Consider the following 20,336-nt stretch of genomic DNA (forward strand, 5'->3'; position numbering starts at 1 on the left):
ATTATATTAAAAATCCGTTTGGAATAGTTGCTCCTTTTTTAATTACTACAATGCCGTCTTTAATTGCATAAGTGTCTGTTTCTGTATCTTTTAAATGGCTACCTCCATTAATTCTTACATCATCTCCAATGCGGCAGTTTTTGTCTAGAATGGCATTTTTAATAAAACAGCGTTCGCCAATTCCCATTAAAATGTTTATTTTCTTTTGTTCAATTTCTAGAAGTGTTTCGTAATAGTCGCTACCCATCATATAGGTTTTTATTACGGTTGATTCTTTACCAATTCTAGAACGAATACCTATTACCGATTGCTCAATTTTTGCTGCAGCAATCAAACAACCCTCTGCAATTACCGTTTTTTCTAAAGTGGATCCGGCCAATTTTGTAGTAGGCAGCATACGCGCACGGGTATATATTCGTTTTGTTTTATCATATAAATCAAATTTTGGGATATCATCGGTTAAACCAATATTTGCTTCAAAAAACGAATCGATATTACCTATATCAGTCCAATAGCCTTCATATTGAAAACTTAATGTTTTGTGTTTTTCTATAGATTGTGGAATGATTTCTTTACCAAAATCGATGGTTTTTTGGTCGCTCATTAATTCTACCAAAAGCTCTCTGTTAAAAATATAAATACCCATAGAGGCTAGATAGTTTCTGCCTTCTTTTTTCATATCTTTACTAACTTCTGAAGTCCATTCGGGCAATAAACTGGCATCTGGTTTCTCTATAAAAGAGGTTATAACGTTTTCATCATTTGCTCTTAATATTCCAAAACCAGTAGCATCTTTAGCGTTTACAGGAATGGTAGCAATTGAAATGGCTGCGTTGCTTTTTTCGTGGGCCTCAATCATTTTATCGTAGTCCATTTGGTATAATTGGTCTCCTGATAAGATTAAAGCATAATCAAAGTCATGTCTTAAAAAGTGGTGCATGCTTTGGCGAACGGCATCGGCAGTTCCTTGAAACCATCCTTTGTTTCCTGGTGTTTGTTCCGCTGCAAGTACATCAACAAATGCGCTACTAAAAAAACTAAAATGATAGGTGTCTTTAATATGACGATTTAAAGAAGCCGAATTAAATTGCGTTAATACAAACATGCGCTTTATGTCTGAATTGATACAATTTGAAATAGGGATATCTACTAACCTGTATTTACCCGCTATTGGAACAGCTGGTTTTGAACGTTCTTCTGTTAGTGGATGTAGTCTAGAACCTTGGCCACCACCCAATATGATGGCTAAAACCTTGTTGTTAATCATAATTAGTTAGTTTATGGATTTATATAAATTTATGTATTCTTGTGCCGAAACATGCCATGAATGGTCTATTTCCATGATACGATGTTGTATGTTTTTGTATTCTGATTGCTTTTGATACAGGTCTACACCTCTATCTATAGCGTTGGTTATTTCTAAAACCGAAACATTATCATGACAAATTCCGAAGCCATTTTCTTTGGAAATATCTGTAACAGTATCTTTTAAACCGCCGATGCTTCTAACAATTGGAATGGTGCCATAGCGTAACGCATACATTTGGTTCAAACCACAAGGTTCTACGCGCGAAGGCATGAGTAAAAAATCGGCACCTGCATAAATAATGTGCGATAGTTTTTCGTCGTAGCCTATAAAAGCGTTGTATGTACCAATATAATCTTTTTTTAGGCTTTCTAGCTGTTCTTCAACAAAATTATTACCAGAGCCTAACAATAATATATTAAGGTTGTTTTTTTCAAGAGCTACTTTAAATGTATCTGGAAATAAATCAGAGCCTTTTTCTTCAACCAGTCTACCAATAAAGGCAAATAAAGGTTTTTCAAAATCTAAATTAAAAAGGTTGCACAAATATTGTTTATTGGCTTCGGCTCCTTCAGCAACTGTTTGTATGGTGTAATTTTTTACAATATAATGGTCGGTTTCTGGGTTCCATACATCGGTATCAATACCATTTAATATACCAGAACATTTGGCACTTTCGGCACTTAATAAGCTTTCCAATCCGTTGGCGGCCAATTTTAATTCTTCCATATAGCTAGGTGAAACGGTAGTAACACGCCATGCACATTTTATGGCAGCAGCTAAGGGGTTTATAACGCCACCCCAATCCAATATACCAACATGATTGAAATTGAATGCAGGTATGAGCCCCACTTTTATATGTGAAAACCACCCTTGGTATTGTGCATTGTGAATGGTAAGTACGTTCGGTATTTTTCTAAAAGCTTCATATTTATAACTTTCTTGAAGCATAAAAGGGATGAGGCCTGTGTGGTGGTCGTGACAATGTATAATATCCGGGTATTTTTCCCAAGTTAGCATCCAATCGAGTGCCGCTATTTGAAATGCAAGAAAACGTTCGGTGTCATCAAAAGAATACACGTATTCTTTAAATAGTAATTCAGGGACGTCTATAAAAAAGACATCAAAATCTAAAGGTTTTTCTTTTAGTGTTAAAACATTAAAATCTACATGGTTATTTCCTAATGTAATGTGGTTACTATATATGGTAGTAAACACATTTTCCTTGGTAAACTTATTGTCGTAGAAAGGCATGATAACCTGCGACGATACGTTAGAGCTGTTCTGATATTTAGGTAAAGCCCCAACAACATCGGCTAGTCCTCCTACTTTGGCAACCGGATAGCATTCTGCGCTTATATGAATAATTGTCATTAATATTTTGCTTTGTTTATAAACTTACAAAAATATTATGCAATATTTTGGGGGAAATTTATTTTTGAAGAAATTATTGAGGATTGCTAATTAAGCGAAATATTCAATAATAAATTTCAAATTAAGACTTGAAATAATAGCAATCATTCAAATAAATGTTAAGATTTATTATTATTTCAAGTCTTTGAAAAGGTTTAAAGCTTTCTGGTATTTAGATAAAACTAATAAAAACCAGGTATTTTTTAATCATTCAATTTTAAAACAGCCATAAACGCCTGCTGAGGTATTTCTACGTTACCAACTTGACGCATACGTTTTTTACCTTTTTTCTGTTTTTCTAAAAGTTTACGTTTACGCGAAATATCACCACCATAACATTTAGCGGTTACATCTTTACGTAGTGCTTTAATGGTTTCGCGAGAAATAATTTTAGCACCAATAGCCGCTTGAATAGGAATATCGAATTGCTGACGTGGAATTAACTCTTTCAGTTTTTCGCACATTTTTTTACCAATGTTTTGTGCATTATCAGCATGTATTAAAGCCGAAAGTGCATCAACAGGTTGTGCATTCAATAAAATATCCAAACGTACCAATTTAGAAACTTTCATCCCTATAGGATGATAATCAAACGAGGCATACCCTTTTGAAACAGTTTTCAATCGATCATAAAAATCGAATACAATTTCAGCCAAAGGCATTTCAAAAGATAATTCAACACGTTCTGTTGTTAAATAGGTTTGATTGGTAACAATACCACGTTTTTCAATACACAACGACATTACATTGCCAATAAAATCTGATTTTGTTATAATGGTTGCTTTAATATAAGGTTCTTCAACACGGTTTATGGTGGAAGGATCTGGTAAATCGGATGGGTTGTTTACAATAAAAGCCTCGTCTGGGTTTTTGTTTGTAAATGCGTGGTACGATACGTTGGGTACAGTAGTAATCACGGTCATATCAAACTCACGTTCTAAACGTTCTTGGATAATTTCCATGTGAAGCATGCCAAGGAATCCGCAACGGAAACCAAAACCTAATGCCGCCGAACTTTCAGGCGTAAATACCAAAGAAGCATCGTTGAGTTGCAGTTTTTCCATCGAGCTACGTAGTTCTTCGTAATCTTCAGTATCAACAGGATAAATACCTGCAAAAACCATGGGCTTTACGTCCTCAAAACCTTCAACAATATTGGTGGTTGGGTTTGCAAAATCGGTAATGGTATCACCTACTTTTACTTCTTTAGCGGTTTTAATACCTGTTATCAAATAACCTACATCACCTGTTTTAACCGATTGTTTTGCAACTTGGGTTAGTTTTAGGGTACCTACTTCATCTGCATAATATTCATTATCGGTCGCAACGAATTTTATTTTTTGCCCTTTTTTAATTTCACCATTAAAAACCCTAAAATAGGTTTCAATACCTCTAAACGTGTTATAAACCGAATCGAAAATCAATGCTTGAAGCGGTGCATTGGGGTCGCCTTTAGGTGCTGGAATACGCTCAATAACCGCAGCTAAAATATTATCGACACCAAAACCTGTTTTTCCACTGGCGTGAATAACATCTTCGGGTTTGCATCCTAATAAATCAACAATATCATCGGTTACTTCTTCAGGATTTGCACTTGGTAAATCTACCTTATTAAGAACAGGAATAATTTCCAAATCGTTTTCCAATGCTAAATACAGGTTGGAAATGGTTTGTGCTTGTATACTTTGTGCCGCATCTACAATAAGTAAAGCGCCTTCGCAAGCAGCGATAGAACGTGAAACTTCATATGAAAAATCGACGTGACCCGGTGTGTCTATCAGGTTTAAAACATATTGTTCCCCTTTATAGGTATAGTCCATTTGTATGGCGTGCGACTTAATGGTAATACCGCGTTCGCGTTCCAAATCCATATTATCGAGTAATTGGTTTTGTTTTTCGCGCTCGGTAACCGAACCTGTAAAATCCAATAAACGGTCTGCCAAAGTACTCTTACCGTGGTCTATATGTGCAATAATGCAAAAGTTTCTAATATTCTTCATAAAGGAAATTCTATCCTAATTTAATTTGCAAATATAGATGTTTTTAAATGAGGCTGAAAGATTGCAAACATGTAAATTATACTATTTGATATAAATGTACATTTTAAATTCAAATAACGATTTGTTGGCATTAAATTTGTAGTACTATTTTGATGTTTTTTCTAAAAGAAATTAAACTTTTATCTATTTTTAGAGTCTTATGCTCATGTGTGTCAAATAATATCTAAACTAAATTAACCTCAATTTTTAAATGCTGCATCCATTAAACAGAATTACGAAACCATTATTAAAGTGTTTTTTAGTATTTTTTTCCACGACAATCTTATTATCTGCACAGGAAAAAAAGTCGATTCCTAAAATTGAAAAAGTATATCTACATACCGATAGAACCACCTATACGCTAGGCGAATCGTTATGGTACAAAGCTTATTCGGTTTTTGCTTATAACAACTTACTTTATAGCGATAGCAATATTTTGTACGTAGAATTAGTTTCGTCCGATTCTAAAATAATGGTTCAGAATAAAACGCAATTAGTAGATGGATTGGGTCATGGCGATTTTAAATTAACCGATTCCGTGGGCTTTAAAGCCGGGGTGTATCAAATAAGGGCTTACACAAATTATATTCGAAATTTTGGCAACGATTTTGTCTTTAAAAAAGAGATTACAGTTATTGATGTTTTTGACAAGAAATCAAAAGAAACCGCTAGTGAATCTGCACCTTTAGAAACAGAAGCAAAACCTGTTAAAACGGTTCAAAAGACATTTGATGTTCAGTTTTTTCCCGAAGGCGGTTCACTTGTAAACAATATTGAAAGTGTTGTGGCTTTTAAAGCGGTTGATGCTCATGGCATGCCCATTACGGTACAAGGCAAAATTTTAGATGCCTCAGGTGAATTGGTCACTTTTTTTGGAAGCCTTCATGATGGGATGGGAAAATTTCAGCTAAAACCACTAAAAGGAAAACAGTATCATGCTGAAGTTTCAATTTCAGATGGAACTGAAATAGAGGCGCCGCTTCCTAAAGTAATTGACACTGGTTATTTGTTAAGTTTAAAAAAAATAAATAACACCAATGTTGTAACCATAAAAACCAACGAAGAAACCTTACAGCAACATCCGGATGCTCCAGTGACATTAGTTTGCACAACAAGAGGCGTTTCTTATTTAGAAGGCACACAATTATTAAAAGAAACGACTTTATCATTCGAATTACCTGAAACCGATTTTCCCGAAGGTATTAGCCAAGTAACATTATATGATGCTTATTTAAAACCACAAAGCGAACGTTTGGTTTATATTGATAAGGAACAGGACTTAGAAGTTGCACTAACTACCGATAAAAAACAGTATAAACCTTCGGAAAAAGTAACGGTTCACGTAACGTCCAAAACCAAAACAGGTGTATCGGTACCAGCAAGTTATTCATTAAGTTGCACCGACTTAAATGGTGTGAAAAATGCCAAAAATTATGGTACCACTATTAGTTCGTACTTTTTAATGGAGTCTGATATTAGAGGGGAAGTGTATAACCCAAGTTATTATTTTGATGCAACCAATCCAAAAAGATTAGAGCACCTCGATTTATTGCTGTTAACACAAGGTTGGCGCGATTTTTTATGGAAAAAACTTCCTAAAGTAAACGATTCTTTAGCTTATGAAACAGAAAAAGGTTTTACCATTTCAGGTAGGGTTAAAAAGCTGTTTGGAAATAGACCCGAAGAAAACAACACCGTTTCTTTAACATTGTTTAGTAAAAGCGGTATGAACGGACTTAATACCATAACCGATGCCAACGGAACCTTTAAGTTTAAAGATTTGGCTTTTTTAGGAAAAACCACCATGTATTTAAACTCTAAAAATGACAAAGGAAAAAGTGAAGGCATGATTGAGTTGGATACCCTTAATAAAAAACCCATGGTGGTCGATTTTAAAAAAAGCACACCTATAGATTCAACACAAATCGATTTTGTAAAAAAGCAAGTTTACAAAAAATATGTGATGAACGGTGTTGCACCTGAAAATGTATTGGATGAGGTTGAAGTTATTGCAAAAAAGCCCAGGACTGTAGAAAACATGAATAGTGATTTATTTAGAGGGTATGTTATAGATGAAGAATCGCCTAGTTTTGCAGATATTTTTGAATTGTTGAAATATGCTATCCCTACTCTTGATCTTAATACTACCGAGTCCATTAAATTCAGTAGAAACACAGAACCTGCTCTTATTGTAGTTAATCAAACCCGTATATTAGACCCAGATCCAGATTATGAAGGAGCATTAATGGTACTTGATTATGTAAGAAATATTATGGTTGATGATGTCATTAAAATAGAATATGACAACAGTGCTGTTTCTACCATGATATACGGTAACCAAGCACGAAATGGTGTTATATCCATTACTTTAAAAGGTACGGGAGATTACGATTCATCCAAAAAAGTATTTCATTCTTTAAAACAACAAATTGAAGGGTTTTATAATGCACGTGAGTTTTATTCATTCAACTCCGAAAAACCATCATTAGAATTGGATAATAGAGAAAAGGTTAGGAATACTGTTTACTGGAACCCATACATGCATCCGGACGCAACAGGTGTTTCTGAAGCAAGTTATTACAATACAGAAGTAGAAACCAATATAAAAGTAAGTTTAGAAGGTATAACGGCTACCGGTATTCCTGTGGTAGTGCATGCTACTTATACTATTGAAAAATAAACATGGTTACACCATCATGCTTCCACAAATACCTAGGCTAATAATTATATAAACCACTGCAAGAATAAATAAAACTTTTGCTGCTTTTTTGTTTTTTCTAAAAAGTGTGGCACCAATTATAGCTAGTAGTATTGCTGGACCAAACATAATGGCAAATATTAAAATAAATATGCCATCTAAATTCATATTGCCTTCTAATAAAATCATAGAGTAGGTTTTAAATCATAAAGCCTCCACAAACACCTGCGCTAATTAAAGAATATATGGTTGCAATAATTAAAATAGTTTTACCTCTTTTTTTGTTTTTAGTATAAGTAATCAACCCAGCGATAAAAAGAACAATAGGCACTCCTATCATAAAAATTAACATGAGCAAAATGGCTTGACCTAAAGCATCAGATTCTATCAATAAATTCATGCGCGTATCTCGTTTCTAAGTTCTTCTAAAAGGGTTTTTTTATCATCCCTATAAAACAAATTCATGGTTTCAAAAGGAATTATTTTATAATCTTTATCTACAATGTGTACACACGATTTTTTTATGGCACGCACATCAAAGTTATAAGCATCAATAAATTGCATGATAATAATACGAAATAAATTATCATAACCTAAGTTAGGGGCATCAATATTTGGCAAACAACACATAATGCTTTTTAGGTTTTCTTCGGCTACTTCCACCGAATTTCCAGTACTAAAAAGTTCAATCATTTTTCCTTTAAGTTGGTCGTCTTGCTCATAGATAATGGTGTTTTTACTGTTATCCAACAAATCGTTTGGGTTAATGTAGCGCGTTAACGGAAACACGTCGCCACCCAATTTCAAGGCATAGCCCATCACCAATGCATCGGGGTTGCAAGGCACAGGAAGTAAATCATCCGGATTAAAAATAGGGGATTGCTCCAAAATTTTTCGGCGCACTTCGGTAAGCGTCATCCTATCGGTTTCAGGATTAAAATGCTCCAATCGTCCCGCAATTTGAGTGGGTTGAAACGTCACCCCACGCACACATTTTTGTTGTAACGCAAAGTCTATTATTTTGCCAATTTCGCCATCGTTTAACCCTTTTTGAAGTGTCACCACCAAAGTGGTGGATAGGTTTACAGCATTCAAATGGTCAAGCGCTTTCATTCTTATATCGCTTAAATCGGCGCCACGAAGTTCTTGCAATACGCTATCTTCAAACGAATCAAACTGTAAATAAATTTCAAAATCGGGTGCATAAGTTTTTAGTTTTTCCGCGAAAGCGATATCCTTTGCAATTTTAATGCCGTTGGTGTTCAACATTACATGCCGAATGGGTAGTGTTTTTGCGTAATCCAAAATTTCCCAAAACTGCGGGTGTATAGTGGGCTCACCACCGCTAATCTGTACCACATCGGGCTCTTTTTCATTCTTCACTATGGTATCCAGCATGTTCTTAACCTCCTCTAAAGTGCGGTGTCTTCCATAGGTGGGTGAGGAACCCGCATAACAGGTTGGGCAAGTTAAATTACAACGGTCCGTAACTTCTACAACCGTTAAGCAGCTATGTTGCTCATGGTCTGGACACAAACCACAGTCATAGGGGCAACCATAATGTGTTTTGGTATTAAATGTATAAGGCGTTTCGCTGGGTTTATTGTAGTTGCGTATATTTTTGTAATACTCAATATCATCGGCAATCAACACCTTGCTATTACCATGTTCGTTACAGCGTTTCAGCATGTACACGTTACCATTTTCAAACACAATTTTGGCATCAACACGTCGCAAACACTCGGGGCACAAGCTTAACGTAAAATCGTAATAGGTGTAGTTCCTAACGGGCATATTTTTAATTTTTTAAATAATTTGGGCGTTACCTAAAGGTCGGGCTTTCCGTTGCAAGTCCTCGCTCGTACCTCGCTGTGGGCTTTCCACTGCAACCCCTAACGCGCCTTCCCAAGTATCAGTCTAACAATAAACTTGTGGTAATACAGGCAACAAATTATGCATAATATTTGAATACTGCTTAGTCCGAATATATAAAAAACATTAGGCTTCAAAAACTCGATAAAAAACCGAAATCCGAAATAACACAGCATAAAAATTTTAAACAAATCGCCATTTTTTAAATCAACAAGGTTCTTTATATATTTCAAAGTAAAAAACAAAAACACCAAAAACACCAATTCGTACAGCGAAGTAGGATGCCTAAACAGCCCATCGCCCAAATCCATCCCAAAAACCGAGGTGGTTTCACTACCATAAGTAAACTCGTTAATGCCCGATAAAAAGCAACCAATTCTACCAATAAAAATGCCCAAAATAATAGGAAACACAAACAAATCGCCAGACGATTGTGTTTCACCAATCATTTTTTTAGCCAATTCAACGCCCAATAAACCCCCAAACAAACCGCCCATAATGGTTTTGGTGTTTAACAGTTGAAACATGTTTTCTTTAGAAAATGCAATCAGTGGGTTTTCCAATAAACCAACCAATCGAGAGCCAATTAAAGCACCAATGGCTGCCCCAAGAATAATGGACAACCTATTCATTGAAGAAATAGCATCCACTCGACCTTTCCGCAAAAAAACATAATATCTAAAAGCCACAAAAAATGCCAAATACTCTAAAACAAGATGCATGTTTATGTGGTAACCAAAAAGTATGGGTTCAAAAGGAATTTGCAATGGTTATTTTTTAGCTAAATTTGTGACTTCTAAATAACTAAGAATTATGAAATTAATAACATTATTATTCATTTTTGTTTTAGGTATATTTAATGTTAACGCCCAAATAATAAATCCTGCAGAAAAATTAGCTTTACCAAGCACATTAAGCGAATCTTCTGGAGCTATATTTTTTAATGGTAAATTAATTACACATAACGATTCTGGTGGCGAAAATAAACTGTACGAACTAGATACTATTTCTGGACAAATAACCCGAACGGTAACCATTACTAACGCTACCAATGTGGATTGGGAAGACATAACCCAAGACGATACCTATATTTATATTGGCGATATTGGAAACAATGTTAGCGGAAACAGAACCGATTTAAAAATATATAAATTAAGTAAAAACGATTATTTAAGTTCCACATCGGTTACCGCAGAAACCATCGCTTTTAGTTATGCCAATCAAACCAATTTTACAGCTTCCAGCCCAAATACTACCGAATGGGATGCCGAAGCGCTTGTTTCTTTTGATGCTACCCATTTAATTATATTCAGTAAAAATTGGGTAAATAACAATACCAAAGCATATCTTGTTCCTAAATCTCCCGGCAGTTATCAATTAACGCCTTTGGCAGCCAGTTTAAATAGCGGCGGATTAATTACTGGCGGTACTTATAACCCATTTACAGGAAAACTGTATTTGATAGGCTATACAAGTTTTTTGCAACCATTTATTTGGGTTTGCGCTAATTTTAATGGTAACAATGTGTTTTCTGGAACAAATACACAAACCTCCTTATCTTCATTTGGTTTCGAACAGGTCGAAGCCATCACATTTGTAAATGAAAATAGATATTTTGTAACTTCAGAATCGTTCTCGCAAAGCTTTATTTCAGATTATGCCAAATTAATGTCTTTTTCAACGAATGATGCTAGTTTATCAATCCGTCTTATAGACACACCTGAAGACGTTTTCTTATATCCAAACCCGGTAATAAATAGTTTAACTATTCAAAACCCAGAAGTCATCTTGGTTGAGATTTACGACAGCAAACTATCGCAACTTCACTCAAGCACCAACAAAACTATTGATATGAGCCCTTTTAGTAAAGGTATTTATTTAATTAAAATGACCACAAATACAGGTCAGGTTATTGTAAAAAAGATTGTTAAGAACTAACATACAAATGATTGGTTTTGTTTTTGATGACAGCCTATGTTGTTTAGTTTAAACAAAAAACACTAATTTTGCAGTCCAAAATAAAAAACGTGGTAAAAATAGACAACATAGAACTTCCCGATTTTCCATTGCTTTTAGCACCCATGGAAGATGTAAGCGATCCACCATTCCGTGCCTTATGCAAAGAACAAGGTGCCGATGTTGTTTATACCGAATTCGTATCGAGCGAAGGTTTAATTCGTAACGCTGCCAAAAGCGTTATGAAATTGGATATTTATGAAAAAGAACGACCTGTTGGCATTCAAATTTTTGGAGCCAATTTAGATAGCATGCTGCAAACCATAGATATTGTGGCAGAATCTAAACCAGACATCATCGATATCAATTTTGGTTGCCCCGTAAAAAAAGTAGTGAGCAAAGGTGCCGGTGCCGGTATTTTAAAAGACGTGTGTTTAATGGAGCAACTTACCGCAGAAATGGTAAAACGCACCAACATACCCATAACCGTAAAAACCCGTTTGGGTTGGGACCACGATTCCATAAGAATCCTGGAAGTGGCCGAACGTTTGCAAGATGTTGGCTGTAAAGCCATCGCTATCCACGGGCGTACCCGCGCACAAATGTATAAGGGTAGTGCCGATTGGAAACCCATTGCCCAAGTAAAAAACAACCCACGCATGCACATTCCCGTATTTGGAAATGGCGATGTAGACTCGCCCGAAAAAGCCATGGAAATGCGCGATGCATACGGATTGGATGGCTGCATGATTGGGCGCGCCAGCATTGGCAACCCTTGGTTTTTTAAACAAGTAAAACACTTTTTTAATACAGGCGAACATTTAGCACCCATTTCTATAGAAGAACGTGTGGAAGCTGCTCGCAGGCACTTACAAATGGCTATCGATTGGAAAGGCGAAACCTTGGGTGTTTTCGAAACCCGTCGCCATTACACCAATTACTTTAAAAATATTCCGCATTTTAAGGAATTACGCACAAAAATGGTAACCAGCGACCAACCGGAAGGTGTTTTTGCAGCCTTTGATGAGGTTCTTGAGCAGTTTGCCGATTACCAATTTACCGAGTAGTTTTTGGGCAAATGGCAAGCCACCGCGCTATCCATTACTAGTTTTGGCTCGATGCGCGCCTCGCCAAAAGCTATCCACTTCTATCGCTTTTGCGGGCTATCCAATGGTTTTATCTTAAACTTAAGGTTTGTGAGAGTACGATGTACAGACCTCACAGGTTTTTAAAACCTGTGAGGTCTTGAAAACAAGCCAAAAAATGATGATTTTAGGTTTTAACTATACTATTTCGGGTTGGTTTGCAAGAAGGATTCCTATGCATATTATTTTAATAATTTGGAATTCGTGAATGCTTCGCATTTGTAGCGGTATCCTTTTTAACCACTAAAAGCAAAAAGGTATAACGGAAAGCCTGTTTGCCATTTTTCATGGCAACTTGCCCAAATTAATGCGATTCTTCTACCAAGCTTTTTGTAACCCGTACCGATGCAATTTTTGAAGCAATAATGCCCAAAACGGAAATAGTTACATACACAATAAATAAGTTTTCAATTTTAATGTTTACGGGGTAGGCGAGCGATGGTGTTATCATAACCAACGAAAATGTTTTTTGCAGAAATACAATCACTAGGCTTATTAGCAAGCCTATAAAACCTCCCACAACACTCATTAAACTGCCTTGGTAAAAGAAAATCCTGCGAATATCCCTTACGGTTACACCTATATTAAATAATGTGTTTAGGCTTCGTTTTTTGTCTAGCATCATCATAATTAACGATCCTATTACATTAAAAAAAGCAATAATTAAAACCAGGGTAAATATTAAGTAAACGACTAAATTTTCGGTATTAAGCATTTTATAAAGCGCATCGTTTAATTGTGCGCGGTTTTTTAAAACTACTTTATCGCCCAATATAGACTGAATTTGTTCTTTGGCAAGGGTTTCATCAACACCGTCCTTAAGTTTAAATTCTATGGCGTTTATTTGGTTGGGTTCGTAATTTAGAAGGTTTTGTGCCAATTCTATAGGGGCAAAAACATAGGTGTCGTTTAGTTTTTCATTAATAAAAAACACACCCGTATTGATAACTTTTACACTATTAAAGGCATTATTTATAGCGGTTATTTGGCCTCTGCCCGGTTTAGGAACGTAAACGTTTATTGGGTTTGTAAAATCTAAAATACCTAACGATAATGTGTTGGCAATACCCCAACCTACTATAATTTGTCTCGAATTTGGTTCTATCCAATTACCATGTTCAATAACCGAATCAAAATCAACCACTTGCTTAAAACGTTCATCAACACCTTTAATGGTAGCAATGGTGTTCTTTTCATGTGATGCCACGATAACGCGTTCTTCAACTATTTTGGAATAGTGGGCAATGCCGCTTAGTTTATCTAGTTTGCTAACATCAGAATCTGTTAGAATAAATGATTTTCCTTTTGCGGTTTCAGCTTTTAAGTCAGGATCTATGATGCTAGAAAACTGAAGTGTAAAATCTTTTAAACCCGAAAAGCCAGAAAGCACAATAAATAAAGACGCAGAACCCAGAATAACGCCAATTATGGCTATAATGGTAATAAAATTAATAGCATTGTTACTGCTTTTTGAGCGTAAATAACGTTTTGCTATATATAATGGGACGTTCAAATTTTGATTAAGATTTTTTTCTTGGGTCTAAAATAGAAGGGTCTTTAATTGGGTTTTCTTGTCCTTTTAAAGATTTGTCTATTTGGTCGATATACTCTAAAGAATCGTCTATAAAAAATTCTAAATTAGGCATACGGCGCAATTGGTTTTTGGTACGTTGTGCCAATTCGTGTCTAATTAATGGTGTGTTCGATTTAATTCCTACCAACAATTCTTTGGCCTTATCGTTGGGAAATATACTTAAATACACTTTAGCTACGCCTAAATCGACTGTAACCTTAACTTTAGATACCGATATTAATATGCCATGCATACCGCCTTGGGTAGCAGCGCCTTGTAAAACTTCAACTAAATCGCGTTGTAAAACCGATCCTATTTTTTTTTGTCTTTGACTTTCCTCTACGTTACTCATTTTTATACCTCTTATAGGTTTAGAATGCAAAAATAGCGGTTATTTAAAGATTATCTTACTTTTGGGTAGCAAAATTTGTATCTTACTATAACGGGATTAAGCAGTATAAAGATTCTCACTGTCGTGGGAACAATAAAAAAGAGATTTCCTCCTTCGAGGGAAGGACAAAAAAGTTAATAAATGAAAAAAATTGAACACATAGGGATAGCCGTTAAAAACCTTGAAAATTCCAATGAATTGTTTGCTAAACTGCTAGGTACAGCAAGTTTTAAAACCGAAACCGTAGAAAGTGAAGGGGTAAAAACATCTTTTTTTAAACTAGGAACCCATAAAATTGAACTTTTAGAAGCAACTAATGAAGATAGCGCCATTGCCAAGTTTATAGCTAAAAAGGGTGAAGGCATCCATCACATTGCTTTTGATGTTGATGATATTGAAGCTGAGGTAAAAAGATTAACCGATGAAGGCTTTGTAGTTTTAAACGAAATACCTAAAAAAGGAGCTGATAATAAGCTAGTTGTTTTCTTGCACCCTAAAACCACCAATGGTGTTCTTATAGAGTTGTGCCAAGAAATTAGTTTAAAAGAATAATTTTCTTGCGGAGTTTTAAAATTAGTATTAAATTCGCAGCCAATTTCGGAATGAAACCGTATTTTATACAGTAGCATATACGAATCGGTCCTATAGCTCAGTTGGTTAGAGCACCTGACTCATAATCAGGTGGTCCCTGGTTCGAGCCCAGGTGGGACCACTAGTAAAATCAAGGCTTTACAGAGGTTTAACTCTTTAAAGCCTTTTTATTTGCAAACAATTTGCAAACAGCGTAAAATTTAACATTTTTTAACAAAATCTCTCAGCAAATGGTTCGTTTTGCGTATCGTTGTTTCTTTTTATGACATTTTATTTTATTGACCTACTAGTTTATCATTTATAATCGTCATATTCTCCTAAAGATTCATCCTTTTTTGATATAATTGGATCAAGCCAATCTGCTTTAGCGTTTGCCCATTCTATCCAATTTTCTAAAGATGCATCTAGATTATTATTCCTGAGGGCATTCTCTCTTTTTGCAGTAATGAAAGCCCTTAGTTCTTCTGCTTTTCTATAACGTGTAGAATTCTCAAGCAGTTGATTAAATTTTTCAATTTCGTTTTTCCTAATTTGTTTTATTTCTTCTTCTATTTGTTGTTGGCGTTGTTGTTCTGCTCTTCGTAATTCACGTTCAATATCATTAGCTCTTTCTTGCATCGCCTGTTCTTCGAAATATTGCATTATATCTGGAATTTTAGCTTCTAACTTCATTTTTTTGAATTAGACCATTCCCTACGGGGATAATCATCCCTTTTAAAAAATAATTCTCCAATATATCGTTTGTATGCAAAGGACGATGCGTTTTATTAAGCTTTTTTTGATACTATGAAGCGTATGAGTAGTTTAGGACTATAAATCTTCATTTGAGAATGTTCGTTGTTTTGGTAAACTTTTGTTCAGACAAAGTTTTCGTTCATGTTACATGAACAGTGTTTAAAAATGAACAAAAAGAACATTTCACTTCCTTAATAGAAGAATGTTCATTATATTTGAATGTTCATGTTACATGAACATTCACAAAAATTGAACACAATGGTTGATTTTGTCCATATAAATGAATTCTTTGATATGTTAGACTTCTCAATTGAAGTTGATTATCAGAGTTATGACGATGAAAAAAAAGAAAGTATCTATACTTTAAATAACGAAAGTATTTATGTAGAAACAAAAAATGAAGTAAGACCTCAAAATATTCCTGCTTTTGAAAAGAAAAGAAGTCAAAATTTGTCGCTTTTGGTCGCATCAAAATATATTACTCCAAAGTCAAAAAATATACTTAAAGAAAAAAAGATAAACTACATCGACAGTTTTGGTAATGCTTATATAAATTTAGAGCACTTAAAAATTTATGTAGAGCAAGGAAATGCAAAACCCTATTATACTGATTATTCACATTTATTAACACAAACCTCAGGGCAAATTATATTTCAACTTCTTAGAAAACCAGAGCAAATAAATGAGACCCAGCGCTATCTATCTCTTGCTAGTAAAGTTTCCTTGGGCAGTGTAAGCAAATGTATTACAGCTTTGCTCGATGAAGGCTTTGTGGTAAAGTGGAATAATGATAAAAAATATCAACTAGTAAGAAGAGAAGAACTGCTTGATAAATGGATTGCAGTATTTAATGAAAAAATATTACCTGGAAACAAAATCGGTAAATACACTTTTTCAAAACAACTCAAAGGTAATTGGGATAAGCAATTTCTAGATACCGATGCGCTTTGGGCGGGTGAACCAGCTGCTGCATTAATAACTAATTATCTCAATCCAGAAGTCTTTACATTGTTTACTAATAGGAAAAAATCAGAGATTTTAACACAATTAAAACTTGTTCCAGATATCAAAGGAGAAATAACCTTATATACTCCATTTTGGATAGATAGTTACCCCATTGATAGGGTTATAAATCTAAACAACAAGAATGTAGTGCATCCCTTAATCATATACGCACAGTTAATACATAGTAATAATTCTAGAAATATTGAAGCAGCACAGTTAATATATAATGAGTACATCAAACCAAACTTATAAGCAATATTCATTTGCACATCACGCAAAAGTCTACGCTATCTTGGAGTCTGTTTTTTCTAAACATGGTATTGTTTATTACTTAATCGGAGCAAATGCTAGAGATGTGCAATTATATAAACAAGGTATAAAACCCACAAGGGGTACGGCAGATATTGACTTCGCAGTAATGGTGCCAGATTTTGATGTGTATCAAGCCATATTCGATTCCTTATGTAACAAAGGCTTTAGGACAACAGATGATGCCTACAGGTTAGTCTTCGATGAAACGAATACTGTTTTAGATTTAATGCCCTACGGTGAAATAGAACAGGAATATACTGTTAATTTCATTGACAGAGAATTATCATTATCAGTATTGGGTTTTAAAGAAGTGGGACAGCATATTGAAAGTGTAAAAATTTCTGAGGAAAATTATACACTCCCAGTATCACCAGTAGAAGGTTTAATAATACTAAAATTAATTTCTTGGGAAGATAAACCTGATCTTAGGGCAAAAGATATAGAAGATATCTCTTTTTTATTGCAACATGCATGGCAGTTGTATGAAGAGGAAGCTTATACAAACCATTTGGATTTGTTTGATGATGATGATTTTAATACTCAAATTGTAGCTGCAAGAATAATTGGTCGAAAAATGACACCTATAATAAACCAAAATGAACTGCTAAAGCACACTATTGTCAGTATATTGGTTACAAGTATTACCAATAAACAAAAAGCTCAAAACCCCGAAATTATATTATCCCAAAAAATGAATAAAACTATTGAAGATGTTCAAGCCATTTTAAGCGCTATTTTAAAAGGAATTAATGATAAATGTAATTATTAAGGTGTTCAAACGTCCCACTTCCAGCACATATTTTTTCTTTCACTCGGAAAACTCATTCTAAAAAAATAAGAGCTTACAGTTCCGCGCAATATCAGTTATGGCATTTTAGTAACTTTTTTTATAAAACCTAAAATACCATAACCAATATTTTTAGCCAACCCGCAGTTTTAGTTTCTATTATAATTTAGAAATGGCATATTTATTATTCCAATCAGCTTGTGACTTGTCCAAAGAAAGCTATAAAATTTGGTTCTCAACAGATTGCATAATCAGGCTCATACTTCGCTCTTTTTATAAATCTTTATGAGCTCCAAATTTTAAGTTGGAAAGCTTTGGAAAAGGTAACAGCGAGGGCGCTATGGGAAGTAAATGATATGGTAAGGAGCCATTATGCCTGTTCATGGAGAGTTTCTTTTTCCTTATGGTTATCTACTGCTATGATTAAAGAGGAAAAGGAAAACGCTCAAGATATAATAAGTAAATGATTTTTTTGTTTTAGATTAAACCGTATTGAGGTTTTATTCAAAATTGTTTATTTGTTTGAACGTTTTTCTTTTTTGCAACAATTTGTTCTATTCTATCCAAGCAGAACATTTGGTCATGCGGTAATAAATCAATGATTATTTCAATCACCTTAGTAACACTGGATATTGGATTTTTATTTTGATGCTTTGGAGATATAAAACTTTCATTGCCATCCAAGGCATAATAGCAAACTTCCAAGAGCGCAGAAATGCTGCTGGTGATGTCCTCGTGATCCAACACTTCGAATCCTATGGTTTTCCTTATTCTGTTTCCATAGGATTCCGTAGATATACCAGGAAAATTTTGAATGTTCTTTTCGATTGCCTTTAGTTTGTTTTTTCTTTTCATTAGCGTGATTTTAAGAATTCAGATACAGGTGTGTTACAATGGATTTCCTTGAGCTGTGCCAAATGTTCGTCACCTAAGATTCGGGCTTCCTCATAGAACTTTTCACAACGATTAAAGGCTTTGTCAGAGTCCCTGTCCGAGAATTCATTTTCTGCCTTAAAGCGTTGTAGCATATAGGACGGTACGCATTTTGGGAGATCAAGCCACAAGGTAAATTATTATACGAAATGAAAGACAACCACAATTTAATATAGGGGATTTCTTTCTATATAGTTAATGTAATAAAACTTTACTCTTCCGAAAATTGTAGGCCTTAGAGATTTATGTAACTAATTCACGTGGATAAGCATTTTAGGTCATCGGAATTCTTACCAGAATAGGCTATAATTTATATATAATGAATTATGATTTATATATTTTTTCATAAAATAGTTATAAAATTAGGAGGTAATTAAAATTACATTTTTTCACTATTTATAGAAGTACATTACATTCAATTGAAATCTTATTCAAACATTTAATAATCAATCAAATGAAGCAGTTAATAACCATTTTGTTAATAGCAATCTTTTTAGGTTGTAAAGAAAAACCTGTAAATAGTGTTATCCTATATGCCGATGAAAACATTTTAAGTGAATTGGATTTTGGGGTCATGAAATTTAAAGAGACGATAATAGCTCAAGGAAGCAGCTTTCAAATTACCAAAGATCCATCACATGCAAATATAAAATTAGAAATAGAAAACCAAAAAGACTTAGATGTAGAGAAGAATGATGGCTTTACTATTTCTAAATCTAATGAAGTTGTAACACTATCTTCAGAATGTCATCGCGGACTTTTATATGGGCTGCTTGATATAAAGGAGCAATTGACTAGTGGTGCAAGTTGGAACGACATTAAAGAAAAATCCATTACCGCGCATCATGATTTTAGGGCTATTAAATACAATCTTCCGTGGTATTCTTACCGAAGTGGGGAGCATTTAAGTACGCATGTTGAAACATGTAAAGATCTTAAATATTGGGAGTCTTTTTTAGATATGATGCTAGAAAACAAATTTAACGCCCTCACCTTGTGGAATATGCATCCCTATATGTACATGGTAAAATCGAAAACCTTTCCAAAAGCATCACCGTTTAGTGATGAGGAAATGGCAGAGTGGGAGGTGTTCTGGAAAAGTCTTTTTAAAATGGCAAAAGACAGAGGTATTGATACCTATATAGTAAACTGGAATATTTTTTTGCCTGAGTTGTTTTCAAAGGAATATGGAGGAGGCAATTATTCCTCAGAAGCCGGAAATGGTCATTTTGGAGAAGGTGACACCAATCAAAATATTGAGGATTATACGCGTGAAATGGTGACCCTTACCCTAAATACCTATGAAAACCTTACAGGCATAGGAATTACGTTAGGTGAGCGTATGGGAGGTATGACTTCTGAAAAAAGAAGGGATTGGGCAGACCGTTCACTTATTGCAGGATTAAAGGCTGCAAACAGAAAGGCAAGATTAATATATAGAGCCCCGTTGTCAGCTGGATTGGTAAATGGTGGTACAGTTAGTGTATCCGCCGAAAAATTGACGCGTAAAACCGTTGAAACCATGGGGATGGATGATGACGTGTGGATTGAGTTTAAGTTCAATTGGTCGCATGGACATT

At 34.7% G+C, this 20,336-nt stretch carries 18 protein-coding genes and 1 tRNA gene; 8 read left to right on the forward strand and 11 right to left on the reverse strand.

From position 1 onward, the window contains the following. Nucleotide 1: 1 nt before the first annotated feature. The 3 genes from J8H85_RS03680 to lepA all read right to left on the reverse strand — a co-directional run bounded on the left by J8H85_RS03680 (nt 2) and on the right by lepA (nt 4,719). Nucleotides 2-1,267: a glucose-1-phosphate adenylyltransferase gene (locus J8H85_RS03680; RefSeq protein WP_209652779.1), complete on the reverse strand. Its 1,266-nt coding sequence runs from the start codon at nt 1,265-1,267 to the stop codon at nt 2-4. Nucleotides 1,268-1,273: 6 nt separating this feature from the next. Next, nucleotides 1,274-2,680 carry a glycogen synthase gene (locus J8H85_RS03685; protein WP_209652781.1) on the reverse strand — a complete coding sequence of 469 codons (1,407 nt, stop codon included), beginning with the start codon at nt 2,678-2,680 and terminating at the stop codon, nt 1,274-1,276. Nucleotides 2,681-2,922: 242 nt separating this feature from the next. Then, the gene (gene lepA / locus J8H85_RS03690) at nt 2,923-4,719 is read right to left on the reverse strand and encodes a translation elongation factor 4 (protein ID WP_209652782.1); all 1,797 of its coding nucleotides are present in this window, start codon (nt 4,717-4,719) and stop codon (nt 2,923-2,925) included. Between the two features lie 250 nt (nt 4,720-4,969). Here lepA and J8H85_RS03695 point away from each other — a divergent pair, with 250 nt between their 5' ends. Beyond that, nucleotides 4,970-7,438, forward strand: a complete 2,469-nt coding sequence (locus J8H85_RS03695) for a hypothetical protein (RefSeq protein ID WP_209652784.1) — start codon at nt 4,970-4,972, stop codon at nt 7,436-7,438. Between the two features lie 6 nt (nt 7,439-7,444). Here J8H85_RS03695 and J8H85_RS03700 read toward each other — a convergent pair whose 3' ends face one another. The 4 genes from J8H85_RS03700 to J8H85_RS03715 form a co-directional block, all read right to left on the reverse strand. Continuing rightward, entirely contained in the window at nt 7,445-7,645 is a 201-nt protein-coding gene (locus J8H85_RS03700; protein WP_209652786.1) for a hypothetical protein, read from the reverse strand. A gap of 10 nt (nt 7,646-7,655) precedes the next feature. Continuing rightward, the gene (locus J8H85_RS03705; RefSeq protein ID WP_209652788.1) at nt 7,656-7,856 is read right to left on the reverse strand and encodes a hypothetical protein; all 201 of its coding nucleotides are present in this window, start codon (nt 7,854-7,856) and stop codon (nt 7,656-7,658) included. Beyond that, nucleotides 7,853-9,250 carry a radical SAM protein gene (locus J8H85_RS03710; RefSeq protein ID WP_209652790.1) on the reverse strand — a complete coding sequence of 466 codons (1,398 nt, stop codon included), beginning with the start codon at nt 9,248-9,250 and terminating at the stop codon, nt 7,853-7,855. The genes J8H85_RS03705 and J8H85_RS03710 overlap by 4 nt, the downstream gene beginning before the upstream one ends. A gap of 98 nt (nt 9,251-9,348) precedes the next feature. Further along, the gene (locus J8H85_RS03715; RefSeq protein WP_209652792.1) at nt 9,349-10,095 is read right to left on the reverse strand and encodes a prolipoprotein diacylglyceryl transferase; all 747 of its coding nucleotides are present in this window, start codon (nt 10,093-10,095) and stop codon (nt 9,349-9,351) included. 46 nt (nt 10,096-10,141) lie between these two features. Between J8H85_RS03715 and J8H85_RS03720 the strand changes: the two genes are divergently transcribed. Together J8H85_RS03720 and dusB are read left to right on the forward strand one after the other, a co-directional pair. After that, nucleotides 10,142-11,266 (forward strand): T9SS type A sorting domain-containing protein, encoded by a 1,125-nt coding sequence (locus tag J8H85_RS03720; RefSeq protein WP_209652794.1) that lies wholly within the window; start codon nt 10,142-10,144, stop codon nt 11,264-11,266. 89 nt (nt 11,267-11,355) lie between these two features. Then, nucleotides 11,356-12,351 (forward strand): tRNA dihydrouridine synthase DusB, encoded by a 996-nt coding sequence (dusB, locus tag J8H85_RS03725; RefSeq protein WP_209652830.1) that lies wholly within the window; start codon nt 11,356-11,358, stop codon nt 12,349-12,351. 382 nt (nt 12,352-12,733) lie between these two features. On the opposite strand, the gene J8H85_RS03730 is transcribed toward dusB, so the two are convergent. Both J8H85_RS03730 and rbfA read right to left on the reverse strand, forming a co-directional pair. After that, nucleotides 12,734-13,942, reverse strand: coding sequence for an ABC transporter permease (locus J8H85_RS03730; protein WP_209652795.1), 1,209 nt, complete (start codon nt 13,940-13,942; stop codon nt 12,734-12,736). A 7-nt stretch (nt 13,943-13,949) separates the two neighbouring features. Continuing rightward, complete coding sequence (rbfA, locus tag J8H85_RS03735) at nt 13,950-14,354, reverse strand: 30S ribosome-binding factor RbfA (RefSeq protein ID WP_209652797.1); 405 nt, start codon at nt 14,352-14,354, stop codon at nt 13,950-13,952. Between the two features lie 180 nt (nt 14,355-14,534). Here rbfA and mce point away from each other — a divergent pair, with 180 nt between their 5' ends. Together mce and J8H85_RS03745 are read left to right on the forward strand one after the other, a co-directional pair. Next, nucleotides 14,535-14,945, forward strand: coding sequence for a methylmalonyl-CoA epimerase (gene mce, locus J8H85_RS03740; RefSeq protein WP_209652799.1), 411 nt, complete (start codon nt 14,535-14,537; stop codon nt 14,943-14,945). 86 nt (nt 14,946-15,031) lie between these two features. Beyond that, nucleotides 15,032-15,105, forward strand: a tRNA-Ile gene (locus tag J8H85_RS03745). A 173-nt stretch (nt 15,106-15,278) separates the two neighbouring features. Here J8H85_RS03745 and J8H85_RS03750 read toward each other — a convergent pair. Continuing rightward, the gene (locus J8H85_RS03750) at nt 15,279-15,656 is read right to left on the reverse strand and encodes a hypothetical protein (protein ID WP_209652801.1); all 378 of its coding nucleotides are present in this window, start codon (nt 15,654-15,656) and stop codon (nt 15,279-15,281) included. Nucleotides 15,657-15,977: 321 nt separating this feature from the next. Here J8H85_RS03750 and J8H85_RS03755 point away from each other — a divergent pair, with 321 nt between their 5' ends. Both J8H85_RS03755 and J8H85_RS03760 read left to right on the forward strand, forming a co-directional pair. Beyond that, the gene (locus J8H85_RS03755; protein ID WP_209652803.1) at nt 15,978-16,976 is read left to right on the forward strand and encodes a type IV toxin-antitoxin system AbiEi family antitoxin; all 999 of its coding nucleotides are present in this window, start codon (nt 15,978-15,980) and stop codon (nt 16,974-16,976) included. Then, nucleotides 16,951-17,805, forward strand: a complete 855-nt coding sequence (locus tag J8H85_RS03760; protein ID WP_209652805.1) for a hypothetical protein — start codon at nt 16,951-16,953, stop codon at nt 17,803-17,805. Before J8H85_RS03755 ends, J8H85_RS03760 begins: the two co-directional genes overlap by 26 nt. A 522-nt stretch (nt 17,806-18,327) precedes the next feature. Here J8H85_RS03760 and J8H85_RS03765 read toward each other — a convergent pair. After that, entirely contained in the window at nt 18,328-18,678 is a 351-nt protein-coding gene (locus J8H85_RS03765) for a hypothetical protein (protein WP_209652807.1), read from the reverse strand. Nucleotides 18,679-19,210: 532 nt separating this feature from the next. On the opposite strand from J8H85_RS03765, the gene J8H85_RS03770 reads away from it, so the two are divergent. After that, on the forward strand, nt 19,211-20,336 hold a 1,126-nt coding region (locus J8H85_RS03770; RefSeq protein WP_209652809.1), incomplete at its 3' end, for a hypothetical protein.

The sequence above is a fragment of the Mariniflexile gromovii genome (assembly GCF_017814435.1).
Classification (GTDB): Bacteria; Bacteroidota; Bacteroidia; order Flavobacteriales; family Flavobacteriaceae; genus Mariniflexile; species Mariniflexile gromovii.

Coding starts and splice junctions, on each gene's coding strand:
- J8H85_RS03680 (WP_209652779.1), bottom strand. CDS start 1,267: ATGATTAACAACAAGGTTTTAGCCATCATATTGGGTGGTGGCCAAGGT.
- J8H85_RS03685 (WP_209652781.1), bottom strand. CDS start 2,680: ATGACAATTATTCATATAAGCGCAGAATGCTATCCGGTTGCCAAAGTA.
- lepA (WP_209652782.1), bottom strand. CDS start 4,719: ATGAAGAATATTAGAAACTTTTGCATTATTGCACATATAGACCACGGT.
- J8H85_RS03695 (WP_209652784.1), top strand. CDS start 4,970: ATGCTGCATCCATTAAACAGAATTACGAAACCATTATTAAAGTGTTTT.
- J8H85_RS03700 (WP_209652786.1), bottom strand. CDS start 7,645: ATGATTTTATTAGAAGGCAATATGAATTTAGATGGCATATTTATTTTA.
- J8H85_RS03705 (WP_209652788.1), bottom strand. CDS start 7,856: ATGAATTTATTGATAGAATCTGATGCTTTAGGTCAAGCCATTTTGCTC.
- J8H85_RS03710 (WP_209652790.1), bottom strand. CDS start 9,250: ATGCCCGTTAGGAACTACACCTATTACGATTTTACGTTAAGCTTGTGC.
- J8H85_RS03720 (WP_209652794.1), top strand. CDS start 10,142: ATGAAATTAATAACATTATTATTCATTTTTGTTTTAGGTATATTTAAT.
- rbfA (WP_209652797.1), bottom strand. CDS start 14,354: ATGAGTAACGTAGAGGAAAGTCAAAGACAAAAAAAAATAGGATCGGTT.
- mce (WP_209652799.1), top strand. CDS start 14,535: ATGAAAAAAATTGAACACATAGGGATAGCCGTTAAAAACCTTGAAAAT.
- J8H85_RS03750 (WP_209652801.1), bottom strand. CDS start 15,656: ATGAAGTTAGAAGCTAAAATTCCAGATATAATGCAATATTTCGAAGAA.
- J8H85_RS03755 (WP_209652803.1), top strand. CDS start 15,978: ATGGTTGATTTTGTCCATATAAATGAATTCTTTGATATGTTAGACTTC.
- J8H85_RS03760 (WP_209652805.1), top strand. CDS start 16,951: ATGAGTACATCAAACCAAACTTATAAGCAATATTCATTTGCACATCAC.
- J8H85_RS03765 (WP_209652807.1), bottom strand. CDS start 18,678: ATGAAAAGAAAAAACAAACTAAAGGCAATCGAAAAGAACATTCAAAAT.